9 protein-coding genes are annotated in these 15,910 nt (G+C 68.6%); 6 read left to right on the forward strand and 3 right to left on the reverse strand.

Features of this window, described 5'->3' with window-relative positions:
- Positions 1-10 precede the first annotated feature (10 nt).
- From gatB to AB1L88_RS08030, 3 genes are read left to right on the forward strand one after another with little or no spacing between them, the layout of a single operon-like run.
- Positions 11-1,489, forward strand: coding sequence for an Asp-tRNA(Asn)/Glu-tRNA(Gln) amidotransferase subunit GatB (gene gatB, locus AB1L88_RS08020; protein ID WP_367096120.1), 1,479 nt, complete (start codon positions 11-13; stop codon positions 1,487-1,489).
- Between the two features lie 59 nt (positions 1,490-1,548).
- On the forward strand, positions 1,549-2,457 hold the full coding sequence (locus AB1L88_RS08025) for a sugar phosphate isomerase/epimerase family protein (protein ID WP_367096121.1): 909 nt from the start codon (positions 1,549-1,551) through the stop codon (positions 2,455-2,457).
- Positions 2,458-2,479: 22 nt separating this feature from the next.
- Positions 2,480-3,508 carry a phosphotriesterase gene (locus AB1L88_RS08030; RefSeq protein WP_367096122.1) on the forward strand — a complete coding sequence of 343 codons (1,029 nt, stop codon included), beginning with the start codon at positions 2,480-2,482 and terminating at the stop codon, positions 3,506-3,508.
- 21 nt (positions 3,509-3,529) lie between these two features.
- Here AB1L88_RS08030 and AB1L88_RS08035 read toward each other — a convergent pair whose 3' ends face one another.
- From AB1L88_RS08035 to AB1L88_RS08045, 3 genes are all read right to left on the reverse strand, one after another.
- Positions 3,530-4,933 carry a nucleotide pyrophosphatase/phosphodiesterase family protein gene (locus tag AB1L88_RS08035; RefSeq protein WP_367096123.1) on the reverse strand — a complete coding sequence of 468 codons (1,404 nt, stop codon included), beginning with the start codon at positions 4,931-4,933 and terminating at the stop codon, positions 3,530-3,532.
- 152 nt (positions 4,934-5,085) lie between these two features.
- Complete coding sequence (gene ccsA / locus AB1L88_RS08040; protein ID WP_367096124.1) at positions 5,086-7,950, reverse strand: cytochrome c biogenesis protein CcsA; 2,865 nt, start codon at positions 7,948-7,950, stop codon at positions 5,086-5,088.
- 159 nt (positions 7,951-8,109) lie between these two features.
- Positions 8,110-10,554, reverse strand: a complete 2,445-nt coding sequence (locus tag AB1L88_RS08045; RefSeq protein WP_367096125.1) for a cytochrome c biogenesis protein ResB — start codon at positions 10,552-10,554, stop codon at positions 8,110-8,112.
- A gap of 414 nt (positions 10,555-10,968) precedes the next feature.
- On the opposite strand from AB1L88_RS08045, the gene AB1L88_RS08050 reads away from it, so the two are divergent.
- The 3 genes from AB1L88_RS08050 to AB1L88_RS08060 all read left to right on the forward strand — a co-directional run bounded on the left by AB1L88_RS08050 (position 10,969) and on the right by AB1L88_RS08060 (position 15,775).
- On the forward strand, positions 10,969-11,928 hold the full coding sequence (locus tag AB1L88_RS08050) for a Gfo/Idh/MocA family oxidoreductase (RefSeq protein WP_367096126.1): 960 nt from the start codon (positions 10,969-10,971) through the stop codon (positions 11,926-11,928).
- Positions 11,929-11,961: 33 nt separating this feature from the next.
- On the forward strand, positions 11,962-14,040 hold the full coding sequence (locus AB1L88_RS08055) for a glycosyltransferase family 39 protein (RefSeq protein WP_367096127.1): 2,079 nt from the start codon (positions 11,962-11,964) through the stop codon (positions 14,038-14,040).
- Positions 14,041-14,608: 568 nt separating this feature from the next.
- The gene (locus tag AB1L88_RS08060; RefSeq protein ID WP_367096128.1) at positions 14,609-15,775 is read left to right on the forward strand and encodes an NAD-binding protein; all 1,167 of its coding nucleotides are present in this window, start codon (positions 14,609-14,611) and stop codon (positions 15,773-15,775) included.
- Positions 15,776-15,910: the final 135 nt, after the last annotated feature.

The following is a 15,910-nucleotide window of genomic DNA, read 5'->3' on the forward strand; positions in this document are numbered from 1 at the left end:
AAAGAAGACCATGGAATACGACATTATCATCGGCCTGGAAATCCACGTTCAGCTCCAGACCGAGAGCAAGATGTTCTCAGGCTGCGGCACCGAATTCGGCCTGCCGCCGAACACGCAGACCGACCCGGTCTCGCTCGGGCTGCCGGGGACCTTGCCGGTCATGAATGGCAAGGCGTTCAACCTGGCGCTGAAGACGGCCCTGGCCTTCGGGGCGGAGATCGCACGGTTCACGAAGTGGGACCGCAAGAATTACTATTATCCTGATCTGCCGAAGAATTATCAGATCAGCCAGTATGACCTCCCCTTCAGCACGGGCGGCTCCTTGCCGATCCCCGAACGCAAGGATGGTGGAGGTGGCGGTAGCATTCGACTCACCCGCATCCACCTGGAAGAAGACACCGGGAAGATGATCCACGCCGCCGGCGGCATGTCGGAGGTGGATCTCAACCGGGCCGGCGTCCCCCTGCTGGAGGTCGTCACCGAACCCGACCTGCGCGACCCGGCCGACGCTCGCGGTTGCCTGGAAGAATTGCGGCTGACCCTGCGCTACCTCGGTGTTTCCGACTGCGAGATGCAGGAAGGAAGCCTGCGGTGCGATGCCAACGTCAACCTTCACATTCGCACCGACGACGGCACCACCATTGCCACGCCGATCGTCGAAATCAAGAACATGAACAGCTTCAGTGCTGTGGAAAAGGCCTTGCATTACGAGGTCGAGCGCCAGTTCGAGAAGTGGAAGGACGACGGGCTGACCATCAAGGATGCCCACAAGGAAACCCGGGGCTGGAGCGACCCCGAAGGCATCACCAAGCCCCAGCGTCAGAAGGAAACGGCGGCCGACTACCGCTATTTCCCCGAGCCGGACCTGGTTCCGGTCGAGGTGGACGACGCCTGGATCGCCCGCCTCCGCGACGAGATCGGCGAGCTCCCCATGGCCCGCCGGGCACGCTTCGAGTCGGAATACGGCCTCTCGGCCTACGACGCCAACGTCCTCGTCGAGCAGGGGCAGGACGTCGCCGACTACTTCGACGCGGTCGCCCGGGAGACGGGCGAGGCCAAGCTGGCCAGCAACTGGATCCAGCAGGACATCCTCCGCTCCATCAAGGAGAAGAAGATCGGCCTGGGCGACCTGCACGTCGATCCCGCCGCGCTCTCCGACCTGATCAAGCGTGTCAAGCGCAAGGAACTGAACACCAATCAGGGGCGAGAGGTCCTGGCCAGGATGATCGACACCGGCCAGGCGGCCGAATCAATCATCGCCGAGGGCGGATACGGCCTGATCGGCGATCGGGACGCCCTGGCCGCAGTCGTCGCCGAGACGATCGACGCCAACCCGAAGGCGCTCGAAGACCTCGCGGGCGGCAAGAAGAAGCCCGATGCGGTCAAGGGGTGGCTCCGGGGCCAGGTGATGAAGAAGACCCAGGGCAAGGCCGACCCGGAACTGGTCGTGGAACTGCTCGAAGCCAGGCTTTCCGAACTCGGGCACTGAGCGAATCTCGTCCGTCGCATTTCCGATCAACCCCCTCGACTCCTCGGAGCTCGACGCCCATGACCCCCCGACGCTCGTTCCTCCGCGACTCCGGCCTCGGATTCGCCGCCGCCGCGATGACCACCGGTCTTCGTCCCGCCCTCGCCGGGCAGGACGACTCCGGGCCCACCTTCCGCAAGGCGATCAAGATCGGCATGGCCCCGCGGGACCTGCCGCTCGTCGAGCGCTTCAAGCTCATCAAGGATTGCGGGTTTGATGGCGTCGACATGGATAGCCCGAACGACCTGCCGCTCGACGAGGTCCTGCGGGCCAAGGAGGAATCGGGCCTGATCATCCACGGCTGCGTCTGCTCGACCCACTGGGCCAGCCCCCTCTCCCATCCCGACCCCGAGGTCCGGGCCAAGACCGTCGCTGGGATGACGACGGCCATCGAGGATTGCAAGGCCTACGGCGGGACCACCGTCCTGCTCGTCCCGGCCGTCGTGAACGAATCGATCGGCTACGACGAGGCCTACGAACGCTCCCAGGCCGAGATCCGCACCCTCCTGCCGAAGGCCGAGGAAGCCGGCATCACCATCGCGTTCGAAAACGTCTGGAATAACTTCCTGCTCAGCCCGCTCGAATTCGCCCGCTACATCGACGAATTCGAGAGCGAACGCATCGGCGCCTATTTCGACATCGGCAACGTCATCCGCTACGGCTGGGCGGAGCAGTGGGTCCGGGTCCTCGGCGACCGGATCATCAAGCTCGACGTCAAGGAATACAGCCGCGACATCATGATGAACGAAGGTCTCGGCAAGGGCTTCAACGTCCCGCTCGGCGAAGGATCGGTCGACTGGCCCGCCGTCACCGAGGCGCTCCACGCCATCGGCTACACGGGCTGGGCGACCGCCGAACTCCGCGGCGGCGATGCCGAGTACCTGAAGGACGTCGCGAATCGGATGGATCGTTGCTTCGGCATGGCCTGATCTCGAGATCGCGGGGCGGATCATGAACCGACGCGACCTGATCCGCTCGATCGCCGCGATGGCGCTGGCCTCCCCTCCCGGGGGCGCCGGCGCTTCGCACGGGGATCGAGGGATCATCATGACCGTGCTCGGGCCGATCGCCCCCGCTGAGATGGGGGTGACTCTCCCTCATGAGCACCTCCTGGTCGATTTCGCCGGGGCCGAGGTCGTCTCGCCCGACCGTTACGACGCCGACGAGGTCGTCGCCACCGCCCTGCCCTTCCTGGAGCGGGTCCGCGACCTCGGCTGCCGCACCCTCTGCGAATGCACCCCCGCCTACCTCGCGCGAGATCCGCAGCTCCTCGCGAGGCTGGCACGGGCGACCGGGATGCACCTGATCACGAACTCGGGCTACTACAACGCCAATGGCGGGAAACACCTCCCCGAGCACGCCCGGCAGGAGTCGGCCGAGGCGTTGGCCGACCGCTGGACCGCCGAATGGGAGGACGGGATCGGGGGCTCGGGGATTCGCCCCGGATTCCTCAAGATCGGCGTCGATCGGGGGCCGTTACCCGAGATCAGCCGGAAACTGGTGCGGGCCGCCGCCATCACCCACCTGCGCACCGGCCTGACCATCGCCGCCCACACGGGCGACGGGCGAGCGGCGATGGAGGAACTCGACCTGATCGAGGCCGAAGGGGTCAGCCCCTCGGCGTTCATCTGGGTCCACGCCCAGAGCGAGCGGGCGACCGAACTCCACTTCGCCGCCGCCCAGCGCGGTGCGTGGGTCGAGTTCGATGGCATCGCCCCGCAGAGCATCGATCGACACGTCGAGCTTGTTCGATCCCTGGCCGAGGCAGGCCACCTCGACCGCGTCCTCCTCTCGCACGACGCCGGCTGGTACCACGTCGGCGAACCGGGCGGCGGGACGTTTCGCCCCTTCGACACCCTGTTCACCGAATTCCTCCCGGCCCTGGCACGCGAGGGGTTCGCCGACACCGATCTCCGACGGCTGATCACCGAGCATCCGGCCGAGGCCTTCACGGTGCGGATCCGGCGGGCTTCGGCCTGACGACAACCGATCAACCCTCGTTCAATCGCGAACGCCGAGGGCGTCGAGCAACAGGTCACGAACCGAGGTCATCGGCAAGGCACCTGGGCTGGTCGGCGCGGGGCCGTGCCCGATGAGGAGCGGCCGGTCCTCATCCCGATCGGCCGGTCGGCCGTGGCTCCCCTTCACGAGCGACGGGTCGAGCGAAATCAGGTCCATCAGGGTCCGGAACCCGAGCTTCTTCTGGGCCAGGCGACGCATGGCCCGGAGCTTCGGGTTGGCGAGCTTCGGGTCGAAGAACAGCTCGCACGGGTCGTACCCGGGCTTGCGGTGGATATCGACCGTGCGGGCGTAATCGGGGGCCTGCGCCTCGTCGAGCCAGAAGGGATAGGCGAACCAGGCATCCGGTTCGGCGAGCGCCACCACTTCGCCCGACCGGGGATGATCGAGCCCGAGCTTGGCCCGTTCGTCGCCGACGGCAACGCGATCAACCCCGGGAAGTGCCGCGATCTCGTCTCGGACACGCGCAATGTCGTCCTCCCGGCGAACATAGACATGCGCAAGTTGATGATCACTGACGGCGAAGGCACGACTCTGGAACGCTTCGAGCTGATCGCCGAACCGTCCCGGTCGCACCGACAGGAGCCCCGCCTCGCGGAGCGCACGATTGGGCAGGATCGCCCGATCCACGTCGCAGTGGCCGTACTCGCCGAAGACCCAGACCTGGGCTCCGGCCGCCTTCGCCGCGTCGAGCAGCGGGGCGGCGGCCTCATCCAGCTCCCCCACCAGTCGGGGCATGTCGCAGCCCGAGGGGCCGAACCTCTGGGGGTCGTAGTCGAGGTGGGGGAGGTAAACGAGGCTCAAATCCGGGCGCTCGGAGGCCAGGACCTCGGCCGCGCACCGGGCAATCCATCGGGTCGCGGGCGAACCGGCCATCGGCCCCCAGAAGGACGGGAACGGGAACGAGCCGAGCGAGGATTCCAGGCGGGGCGGCAACTCGGGAGGCGCCCCCCAGATGCCGAACACCTTGCTCCCATCGGCGCCATAGAGCGGCTTGGGAGTGATGCTCACATCGACATCCGCGCCCTGGTTATACCACCAGAACAGCTTGGCCACCCGGAAGGGCCGGCCTCGCTCGCGCGCCCGGGAACGCGCGACCTCCTCCAGCAGGTCCGACTGCACCAACGTCCGCGACTGCTGCCAGAACCGCACCTCCTGCGTGTCCCGGAATAGCCAGCCGTTGCCGACGATCCCGTGATCGCGAGGCAATCGGCCCGAGAGCAAGGTCGCCTGGGCCGTGCACGTCACCGCGGGGACGCTGTCCACGACGGGTCGGCTCCAACCGTCCCGGCCGAGGGTCGCGAGCCGGGGCGCATGCGGCAAGAGCCTCGGGGTCAGGCCCACCGCGCTGATGAGGACGATCGGGGCGGTCGCGGACTCGGACACGGGGGGGAGCCTCCGATAAACCATCGAGGAGTCATCATCAGGACGGATCGGCCGCCTCGAACACGACGCGAGACGGCCCACCGGACCACTCGCGTGCGAGGGGCCGATGGGCCGTGATCGAAGCTGCTCAAGGGGAAGGCCGGCACGTCACGTCAGGCGGCGATGGTCGGGGTGACCTCTCGCCTGGCGAGCGACCGGCGCCAGATGGCGCCGAAGGCCAGCGAACTGACCAGCAGGGCCGACAGCAGGACCGCCCCCTGGTTCCCCCCCTCGGCGAAGCCGTAACTATGCAGCCCGACCCCGAGCAGGAAGTTGACGCCGTACCAGGCCATCAGGACCGAGTTGAAGCAGAGGACCGCGGCCATCGTCATGCCGAAGCTGCCGATCCAGCCGGCGAACCGGCCGTGCAGCGGGATCAGGTAGACCAGCAGCGTGATGAGCGCGGAGACTTCTTTCGGGTCCCAGCCCCAGAAGCGTCCCCACGAGTAGTCGGCCCAGACGCCGCCGAGGATCGTGCCCGCGGCGACGAGCAAGACGCCGACCTGCAAGGCCCGATAGACGAAGCTGGAGATCGGCTTGACCTGCTCGGCCCGCTCTCGCATGGCCTGCTCGCGGGGGTCGTCGCCGCCCCGGCCGTACATCTCGGCGTTGCGGGCCTTGATCTCGGCGATGCTCGGACGGGTGAGGGTGGCGGTCCCACCGCCGCCCTCGACGGCGGAGACGGCCTCAACATTGGCCTCGGCCGCCGTCGAGGTGCCTTCACCGGCCGAGGCGGCCTGGTTCCGCAACGTGAGCCGGGCGATCAGCTCGCCCATGAGGCCGCTGAGCACCATCACCAGCGCGGCGATGCCGGCGGCCGCCAGGGCCCAGCCGCCGAAGAACAGGAGATCCGCCCCCGAGACATTCAGGCCCCAGAGCGAGATCATCGGCGTCGAGGCCGAGGCCCAGCCGTTGTACGACCCATAAATCCCGACCGTCCCCAGGCCCGCCAGGACCGGCACCGCCGCCAGGGGCCGGGCCAGCTCGCCCATGCCCACGTCCCGACGATAGGGGGCGGTCAGGTAGAACCAGGTCCCGATCAGGCCGAGCCCGAGGGCCAGGGCGAAGGCCGCGTAGCTGGAGACGATGGTGATGACGTGGATCGTCAGCCAGTAGTTGCTCCGCAAAATCGGGTTCAGGGCCTCGATATTCGGGTTCAGGACGCTCTGGGCATTGGCGGCGATGATCGTGCAGAGCATCGCCACCCCGGCCGCCGCGGTCGCCGGGTAGACCCGCCGATAAATCGCCTCGAGGACCAGGCCGATCACCGCGGCGATCAAGGCCACCCAGATCACCGTCTCGTACAGGTTCGTGACCGGCGCCCACCCCGAGATCAAAATGCGGAGCGCGAAGCCGTAGACTTCCAGGCCAATGCCCCCGACCAGGCCGAGCAGGCCCAGGGCATACAGCCCCTTGCGGATCGTCCCGGCCGCCCCGCCGCTGATCGTGCCGATCATCAGGCAGAGGCCGAGCAGGGCGAAGCCGAGCCCGTAGTACGTCGGGGCCTTGTAGAACGGCGCGAAGGTGTTGTAGTGCACCTCCCGGTCGACCTCGGTCACCGTCGGATAGGTGCTCAGGTCGGCGGCGAGTGCCCGGGTCGAGGCGACGACGGCCTCGGCCTGCGCCGCGGTCAGCGACCCGGGCTCGTCGGCCTCGGCCTCCTTCGCGGCCAGGATCGCCTCGCGGAAGCGGCCGACCTCGTCGCGGTCGTAGCCGGCCTCGGCCAGCTGGTCGATGTCGCTGTCGAGGATCAAGGACGTCGGGGCCCAGTCGGCATCGGCCATCAGCCAGGCCAGCAGTTGCTCATCGGCGTCGTCGTCGGTGCCGGGGACCTTGCGGTCCTCGGCGGGCAGGTCGCCGTAATACTCGGCCAGGGTCGACAGGGCATCGCGCTCGACCGGGTTGAAGTCGGCGCCCGGCACGTCGACCAGGACGGCGAGGAACTGGTCGAGCCGGAATTCCTGGCCCCCGGGGGCCTCGAGCATGATGACCTTCACGTCGCGCATGTCGCGCTTGACGCGGTCGATCATCGGCAGATTCAGCTCGGCCTTGTTCGCCTCGACGAAGTCGTCGTACTTCTGGCGGACCTGGCCCAGGAATGCGATGTACGGGTCATTCGCCGGTCGGGGGATCAGGCGATCGACATCGACCTCGGCGCCGAGCATCCCGGACCCGTGATCGCCCCGGATCGCCTGGTAGCGGGTCAGGCGATTGAAGACCTCGCCGACCTTCTTCTCCAGGGTGCTGAGCGTCGGGGGGATGTTCGTCTTCGGGTCGGGCCGCGACCGCATGGCGATGTCGATGTACCACTGATCGAAGCGGACCTGCCGCCCCTTGATCGGCACGGTCGCCTCCTCCAGCTCGCGAGGAGAGAGGAACTTCTCGTGCCCGTCGATCCGATGGGCAAGCGCCTCGACCGGGTCCTGGAGCGGGTCGGGCAGCCCGGCGTCTCGGGCGATCGCCTTCAGCTCCTCGACCGTGGCGATCCCCTCGGGGCCTTCGGTCGTGGCCTGTCGATCCAGCATCGTCTGGACGCGCTGCTTCAAGGCGTCGGAGGTCTCGGGGTCGTCGGCGATTGTTCGCAGGAGCGATTCGATCGAGCCGGAGAGGAGCATCCGCCGCAGGGGCAGGTACTCGGCCAGGATGAAGCGCTGATCGTCCCAGTAGTCCGGCGCGTTCGACCAGCTGAACAGGGCGGCGATGGGATCCCACTCGGGGCCGGTCGTCCCGTCGGGGCCGATCGGCTCGAACGACTGCCGGCCGGTGACGGCCTTGACCTCCTGCCGGGCCACCGTGTCGAGCGGCTTGCGCCGGCCTTCGTGCATCAGGACCAGGCGGCCGAGCGCCCGGTAGGCCGACTCGTCCGGCGAGGTCTGCGGGGAGGGACTCTCGGACTGGCCCCTCGACACGCTCGGGGCGGCCAGCGTCGCGAGGGCCATCGCCAGGCCGATCCAGGTCCTGGCAGGACTGCGGAGCATGCTCATGGGTCCGGTCGCCTTTCTTCGGGAGTGGGGAGAGCGGGTCCGTCGCCTCGGGGGCGGGCCGGGCGTCGCTCGCAATCGGGGCGACGTCCCGGAAAGGGGGGGAGGAAGGTCGGGCGCGGCCGGGATTGCTCGCGGTCGCTCGAGAGAGACGGCTCAAAGCAGGTCGTCGTCGCGGGCCTCGGGGGGGGCCTTCCCCGGGTCCTCTCCGCGCTTGATGGCCCGTTCCCGCTCTCGCTTGCCGCCGTCGGTGAAGATCCCGGCACGCATGTAGAACTGCAAGAACGTCCCCAGCACCACCATCAAGCAGCCGATGTAGATAATCTGCCAGGTCGGGTCGTAGCGCACCTGGAAGATCGAGACGAATTCGCCGCTCGAATTGGTCGGCGGATTGAAGCTCGATTGATAGAAGGTGTAGCCGCGATGCGAGAGCGGCTCGTTCATCGAGATCGTCACCAGCTCGCCGTCGATCCCCTGCTCCTGATCGTAGAGCAGGACGTCGCTCTCGTAATGGCTCGGCTGCCGGGTCCCCGGATCGAACCGACGACGAAAATCGACCAGGCGGAGCGAGAAGGGCAATTCGCCTCGGTCCATGTCGAACGAGACGTTATACGTGGCCTGGTCGAAGTTGAACGTCTCGACGGCCGTCGGGTTCGGCTTCAACGACGGCGTGGACGAGAGCAGGACCCAGCGGTCGTCGCTCTCGCCCCGATGGGTGACCTTCACCCGGGCTGCCGGCACCCCCTGGCCCGCCTGGGAGACCGGCAGTTCCCGATAGACGTACGTGAACCGGGGCATCGCCGAGTCGTGGAACTCGTCGATCGCGAACGAGGCCTGCATCGCCCGGTTCTCGCCGCCGAAGGTCTTGGTCGTCTCGCCGAGCGTCAGCTCCCCCTTGTTCTGGAGCCCTTCCGCGTTCAGGGCGCGGAAGTAGAGGCGGTTCTCGCCGACGCCGAGCACCTCGATCGACCCCTTCAGGCCCTGCATCCCCTCGGCGAACTGGAGCGGCTTGTAGTAGCCGATCCGAACGAGCGACGGGGCCGGCTCATACAGGTCCGGCTGGTCGGTGGCCTGGAAGCTCATCGGAGGCAAGGCGGCGTGGGGAATCGGCACGGCCCAGTGGATGACCTCCGGCCCGTCTCCCTTCGAGACGGCGAACTCGGCCAGAGGCATCTGGTCGTCCTTCGTGTTCTCGACGATCGCCAGCAGGAAGCTGCCCAGGGTGATCGGCCGCGACGGCGCGTCCCGCCCGCTCGGCCTGACGTCGAACCGGGCCGAGCGGAGGCGGCCGAAGATGCTCTCATCATTCAGCGAGCCGGAGAGGTTGTAGGTCACCTTCAACTCGCTGTTCGGCAGCGTGACGGACCGCCCCTTGGCCTCGGTGCCATCGGGCAAGGCCCAGGTCTCGGTGGCCGGGAAGTAGGTGGCCGTCTGGGTCCGGCCGGTGTCGTCCTCGTAGTGCAATCGGGCGGCCTCGACCGTGCCGTTCTCCGGCAGTTCGAGGAAGTCGTTCACCGCCTCGCGCCCCTCGATCCCCCCCTTGACGTGCTGGAAGACCAGCCGGGCCGCCGGGGGAAGTTCCTGGACCGTCCGCTTGAACAGGTCGTTGGCGGCGACCCAGCGATTCTCGTCGATGACGAACTGGTCGGCGAAGGGGTCCATCGGGCTGAGCATGTTCGGCGGCGTCATCTCCATCCGGACCTTGACCATCGGCACGCCCCGCGCCGCGGGCTCGGCGATGCGCTTGCCGATGGCCGAGGGGAGGAACGACGTCACCTCCAGCTGGAACGGGTCGCCCGGGCGGGTCAGGACCTCGGAACGCCCCTCCTCCCACTGCCTCGGGCCGGGGAAGAAGCGGAAGGCATACGACTTCCCCTCGATCCGGGACGCAAGTGTCTCCAGATCCTCCCGATACGAGGCGGGCATGGCCGCCATCCGGGCCAGGTCGCGCAGGGCGGCCGGGTTCGGGGCCGGATCGCGGCTCAGCCGGGCGATCTGCTCCTGCAATGCGTGGAACCCCTCGTCCTCGGCCCCCTCGCTGTGCTCGTGATCCTGCGAGATTTCCGTGAAGATGTCCCGGAGCAGCGACTGGACGCTGCGTTGCGAGGCCTCATCGACCGCCTGCACGCGCAGGGCATAGTCATTCACCCGGACCAGGGCGGTCGAGGAATCCCCCTCGGACATCGCCACCTGGCCCTCGTCGCCCGTCTGGAAGCTGAACCAGGAACCCACCAGGACCACCAGCAGGCCCGCGTGGGTCACGACGAAACCGGTCTGCCGCTTCTTCCACGGGAACCGGATGGTGGCGGCGCAGAGGATGTTGATCCCCAGCATGGCCAGCAGGAGTCCGAACCACCAGGTCCGGTAGAAGTATTGCTGCAACGCGGCGTTGCCGTAGCTCCGCTCGTAGAACATGCCGATCGTCAGCACGACGACCAGCGTCGAGAGGCTGAAGATCGCCAGTTTCAACGAGGCGAGGAAGCGATAAATCGCATTGAAGGCGCGGAGGATCGGGCCTTCGCCGCTGCGATCCGACCCGTCCTTCTTCTGGCCTCGGGGCTTCGGCGATGGGGAGGACGGCTTCTTGGACACGGTTGCCATAATCTCGTCACCTGGCTCTCGGTGCCTGGCGGGGGGCGCTCGATGGTCGGCGGAACGAGCAAACCAAAAAGGCGGGAACGCGGGGCGGGCGAGCACGAACCGAGGGGGGGAGTCGTACAGTGTGAGTTTATCCTCGCCGCTCCGGATCGTCGAGCGTCCCAGACCCGTCCTCTTCTTCCTTCAAAGATTACGGATCGAAGGCCCCGAACGTTCGCCCGGCGACGGAGGATTGTCGGATCACCTGACCATCTTACGGGATCCTCGGCCGGCCAGCAAACATGATCCGCGCCGTCGCCCCGAATTCTTCCAACAACGATTGAATGGGCTCGGCCCGAGTCCGACTAGGCGAACGGGCCGTTCCCGGCAATAATCGGCCGAATCCAGGGAAGCGTTGCGGCCAGAGGAGCAGGAGCGTTGAGCCAGTCGGGCGCGTCGAATGAAGTCCGGATCGGGGTCATCGGCCTCGGCCGGCAGTGGACCGAGCGGTATCGAGCGGCCCTGATCCGCCCCGGGGGCCGGGCCCGGGTCGTCGCCGTCTGCGACGCCGTGGCCCACCGCGCCGAGGCCGAGGCCGACCGCATCGGCTGCGACGCCGTCGAGGGCCTGACCCACCTGATCGATCGCCCCGACGTCGAGGTCGTCTTCCTGCTCGACCCGCTCTGGTTCGGCCTCTGGCCGCTCCGGGTCGCGGTCGATCGGCGCAAGCCGGTCTTCACCTCGGCCGGCCACCTCGCGACGCTCGGCGAACTCCGCCGCCCGGGTCGGCTCGCCCCCGATGACCACCCGATCGTGATGACCGAGCTGGCCGGCCGGTTCGCGCCGGAGATGCTCCGCCTCCGCGAGCTGCTGGCCACCGAGCTCGGCCCGGCGCGCCGGGTCGTGGTCAAGGGCCTCGCCGCGGCCGGGTCGGACCCGAGCCCATCGCCGATCGACGCCGGTCGCCCGACCCCCGCCGACGCCGCCATCGGCCTCATCGACCGCTGCCGGGCCCTGGTGCACGCCGGCCCGCTCGACGCGACGCTCGTCCGGAAATCCGACCGGCCGGGCCGTCGCGTCCGGGTCGTCTCGGTCGGCGTCTCCGAGGGGGCGACCGCGCGGCTCAGCCTCGTCTGCGGCCCCCCCTCCCCCCAGGAGGCCGGAGAACAGGTCAGGCTGTTCGTCGAGACCGAACGAGGCCGGGCCCGGATCGACCGCTCGGGGGGGTTGCACTGGTCCCTGGGATCGAGACTCGTCAGCGAGCCGTTCCCCGCCGGATCGGCCACCTCCTCGATGATCGACCACGTCCTGCGACGGGCCCGGGGCGAGCAATCGCTCGCCCCCGACCTCGACGAGCTCCGCGACCTGGAACGAGCCAGCCGCGTCTTCGAGTGGTGAGGATTCGACCGCAGCGCAAGGCAGGATGCCCCCATGATGACCCCCTCGCGATCCCGACCGACCGCCCGCGACCGAGCCTGGCTCGGCCTCACCCTGCTGGCGACCGCCCTGGGCCTGGGCCTCCTGATCCAGGGCCTCTGGCGGACCTCGGCCACCTACGACGAGGTCGCCTACCTGGAACTGGCCGCCCGCTGGTGGCGCACCGGCGACCTGGAGACGATCGGCCGGATGGGGTCGCCGATGACCTTCCTCAGGCTCCAGCAGGCCCCGACCCTCTGGGTGCTCGACCGGATCGGCCGAGGGGACTGGGTCGACGACCCGATCGCCCACCAGGCCGACTTGCTCCCGGCCCTCCGACTGGGAGCCCTCTGGATCTGGGTCGCCGCCCTGCTCGTGACCGCCTGCTGGGCCAGGCGCGTGTACGGCCCGAGGGCCGCCGCGATGGCCGCCCTGCTCTTCGCCCTCAGCCCGAACCTGCTCGCCCACGGCGGCCTGATCACCATGGAATTGCCCTTGCTCCTCTTCTGGATGCTGGCAAGCCTGCTCTTCGCCCGGTTCCTGGCGACCCACGACCGACGCCTCTTCCTCGGCTCGGCCGTCGCGGCCGGGGTCGCCTTCTCGTGCAAGTTCACCACGATCGTCCTGCCGCCGATCCTGGCCCTGGCCTGGGTCGTGGATCGCCTCCTCGCCGGCGACCGGCGGCCGATCCGGCTGCTGGCGCGGGTTTCGGGCGGGATGGTGGCCTTCGGCCTCGTCCTGCTCGCCACCGACCTGGTCATCACCGGCTTCGCCACCATGAGCCCCTCGGCCCGCGTCGGCGCCCCGCACCCGGCCCTCGACGGCCGATTCGGACCGCGGGTCGATGCCTGGCTCGTCTGGCTCGCCGAGCGGAAATGGCCGCAAGACTGCGTCGCCCTCGCCATCCAGATGCTCCACCAACGCTCCGGGGGGGTCAGCTACCTGCTGGGCGAGCGTCGCATGCAGGGCTGGTGGTATTATTATTTCATCGCGCTGGGCGTGAAGGTGCCGCTCGGCTTCTGGCTCCTGGCCGGGGGCAGGGCCGCGGAGGCCCTGAAACGGCTCCGGCTCGGCTGGCGGAAGCCGACGAGCGACGAGGTGGTCATCGGCGTGACCCTGGCGGCCATGCTCGTCCTGACGGCGCTCGGGTCGAAGCGCAATTACGGCCTGCGGTACCTCCTGCCGCTGGCCCCGCTGGCCATCGTCTGGGTGTCGAAGCTCGCCGAGGAAACCCGTCCCTGGCGACGGCTGGCGGCCATCGGCCTGGTCGGCCAAGTCGTCGCGGTCGCGAGCATCCACCCGTACGAGCTGTCGTATTTCAACGCCCTGGCCGGGGGGCCGACCGGGGGCAGGCACATCCTGGCCGACTCGAATCTCGACTGGGGCCAGGGGGCCCGGTCCCTGGCCCGGATCCAGCGCGAGCACCCCGCCTACCGCGACCTGACCACCTACTACTTCGGCGACACCGACCCGGCCCATTACGGCGTCGTCGGCCCGCGGCACGTCATCGACGCCGGGGCGATTCAGCCCAACCTGCCCGATCGATTCGCGCCGACGACCCGCTTCGTGGCCGTCTCCGCGTCCCTGCAACACGGTCCCTGGGGGCCGGACGATTACTTCCAGGCGCTCGACGGGATCGCCCCCGATCGCCTGACCGACGACGGCACGATCGCGATCTATCGCCTCGACGCCTTGCGCACCGAGCCGACTCAATCTCGCTCAGAACAGGTCGCGGCCTCGGGTGAGGCGGTCCTCCAGCCCGTCGGCGAGTTCGGCGATGTGCTTGACGACGCTCGCGGCGTCGGTCTCGTACGCCATCTCGGGGGTCAGGTTCCGGATGACGACGTAGTACTCCTCCCCGCGCAGCACCTTGATGGCGAAGTGCCCCTCGACCGTGACGGCGTTGAGCTTCAGCAGGGTCGGGCTGTCCCGGTGGTTGGCCGGCCCGCAGACCGAAACGAGTGCGACGATCGGCCTCCCGTCGCGGTCCGACCCGACATACCCGACGTAGACCGCCTGCCGGCGATCGGAGGGCATCGGCACGACCAGCCGGTAGCCGTGCCCGGCCGGGTGGATCTCGTACCCGCTCCGTGAGGCGAACTCCTGGATCACCCGGGTGGTGTCCGGGTCGGCCGGGTCGGGCACCTCGTACGGGCCGAGGGCTTCCTGCGCCGCCTCGGCGTCGGGCTCGACCGTGCCCAGCGGCAGGCCGCAACTCTCGCAGAACCGGGCCGAGGCGTGATTCTCGGAGGTACACCGGGCGCAGTAGATCGTGGTGAACGACATGGGAGGGCGCTCCGAAAGGCTGCGCCCCTCGCAAAGGCCCAGGGCGCGGGACCGTCGCCTTCCAAGGATAGCCCCCCGCGGGCGGGCATCGCCACCCCTTTGGCCTCGATCCGCGCGGCGCCCGGGGCGGTCCGCGACCGGGGCGTCCCACCGGCCGCGGACGACCCTTCGGTCGCGGGCCGGACGGACCCGCCCCGGACCGACCATGACCCGGGGCCATGGATCGAGATCCGGCCCTCCGTTGGGGAATCGACACGCCCATCCCCTTGTCGAAACCGCCCCGGGACACGATACTCGTGCTCGGGGATCGGGCGTCGACGCCGATTCGGAACGGCACCGGAGCAACGCAGTCCCGGAACGCGACGGAACTCGGCCGATGTCCCGGATCCGAATGTCCATGATCTCCAGCCTGAAGACGCCCCGCCGTCGCAAGGGGGAATCCTGGCAGGCGCGGCTCTTGAAGCTGCTCTCCTCCTGGAATCGCCACCAGGTCGGCCGGATCGTCTTCTTCACCCTGCTCACCTGGTTGATCGGAGCGGTCTCGCTCTACCTGATCGAAGGGGATCGGAACCCCGACTTCAGGAATGTGCCCGAGGCCCTCTGGAACGTCTGGATCTTGTTGTTCAGCGGCCCGGATCACCCGCCGGAGACCTGGTCCGGCCGCGTGATGGTCATGCTCCTGCAAGGGGTGGGGGTGGGCCTGGTCGGGCTGTTCACCGCCAGCGTCGCCTCGATCCTCATCGAGCGCTACTTGCGGAGGAGGGAATTGGACTCCACCGTAATGGACGACCACATCGTCTTGTGCAACTGGGCCCCCCGGGGGGGCGAATGGATCCGGCAGGTCCACAGCCGGATCGTGACCGAGTGGCGGCCGATCGTCATCATCCACGACCACCCCGACGAGATCGAGCTGCCCGACAAGGCCGACGAGCCGGCCTTCGGCGACGTCTACATCGTCAAGGGAGACCCGACCAGCGAGGTCATCCTCCGGCGGGCCGGCGTCCCCCGCGCCTACTCGGTCGTCGTCCTCGTCGACTCCCGGGAGGGGAAGCACGCCGACGGCAAGACGATCCTCACCTGCGTCTCCATCCGCAACATCTGCAAGGGAGACTCGCAGCCAAACGTCATCGCCGAGTCCCTGAGCCCCAATAACCGCGCCCACCTCCGCAAGGCCGGCGCCGACGAGGTCGTCTCGGCCCACGACATCGGCCTTCGGCTCCTGGCCCGGGCCTCCCTCTTCCACGGGATGATCCGCGTCTACCAGGAATTGCTCACCATCCGGCGGGACAACAACGAGATCTACGCCGTCCCGGTCCCCGAGGCCCTCGTCGGCAAGCCGTTCGAGGAACTCTCGGGACGCTTCACCCGGACCAACCGGGACAACCCCCGGGGCTGCCTCCTCATCGGCATCCAGCGCGACGAGGACATGATGATCAACCCGATCGGCGAGGAGGCCGGGCCCGTCCTCGAAGGGGACCTGCTCATCCTGCTCAGCCGGAAGCCGCCCGACCTCAAGGCGATCTTCTCCGACGACCCCGACTGACCGATCGCTCGATCCGATCGTCCCCCGCCCGGGGCCGAGGCCGCCCCGATGGCCCGGTCCCCCGGGGTTCGACTCCCCCCGGGGGACCGGGCCTCGTCCGGTCGGCCGGTCGGTGGACCGCCGGCCGGGGTGATC

It is taken from the genome of Tautonia sp. JC769 (assembly GCF_040717455.1).
Taxonomy (GTDB): Bacteria; Planctomycetota; Planctomycetia; order Isosphaerales; family Isosphaeraceae; genus Tautonia.

Coding starts and splice junctions, on each gene's coding strand:
- gatB (WP_367096120.1), top strand. CDS start 11: ATGGAATACGACATTATCATCGGCCTGGAAATCCACGTTCAGCTCCAG.
- AB1L88_RS08025 (WP_367096121.1), top strand. CDS start 1,549: ATGACCCCCCGACGCTCGTTCCTCCGCGACTCCGGCCTCGGATTCGCC.
- AB1L88_RS08030 (WP_367096122.1), top strand. CDS start 2,480: ATGAACCGACGCGACCTGATCCGCTCGATCGCCGCGATGGCGCTGGCC.
- ccsA (WP_367096124.1), bottom strand. CDS start 7,950: ATGCTCCGCAGTCCTGCCAGGACCTGGATCGGCCTGGCGATGGCCCTC.
- AB1L88_RS08045 (WP_367096125.1), bottom strand. CDS start 10,554: ATGGCAACCGTGTCCAAGAAGCCGTCCTCCCCATCGCCGAAGCCCCGA.
- AB1L88_RS08055 (WP_367096127.1), top strand. CDS start 11,962: ATGATGACCCCCTCGCGATCCCGACCGACCGCCCGCGACCGAGCCTGG.
- AB1L88_RS08060 (WP_367096128.1), top strand. CDS start 14,609: ATGTCCCGGATCCGAATGTCCATGATCTCCAGCCTGAAGACGCCCCGC.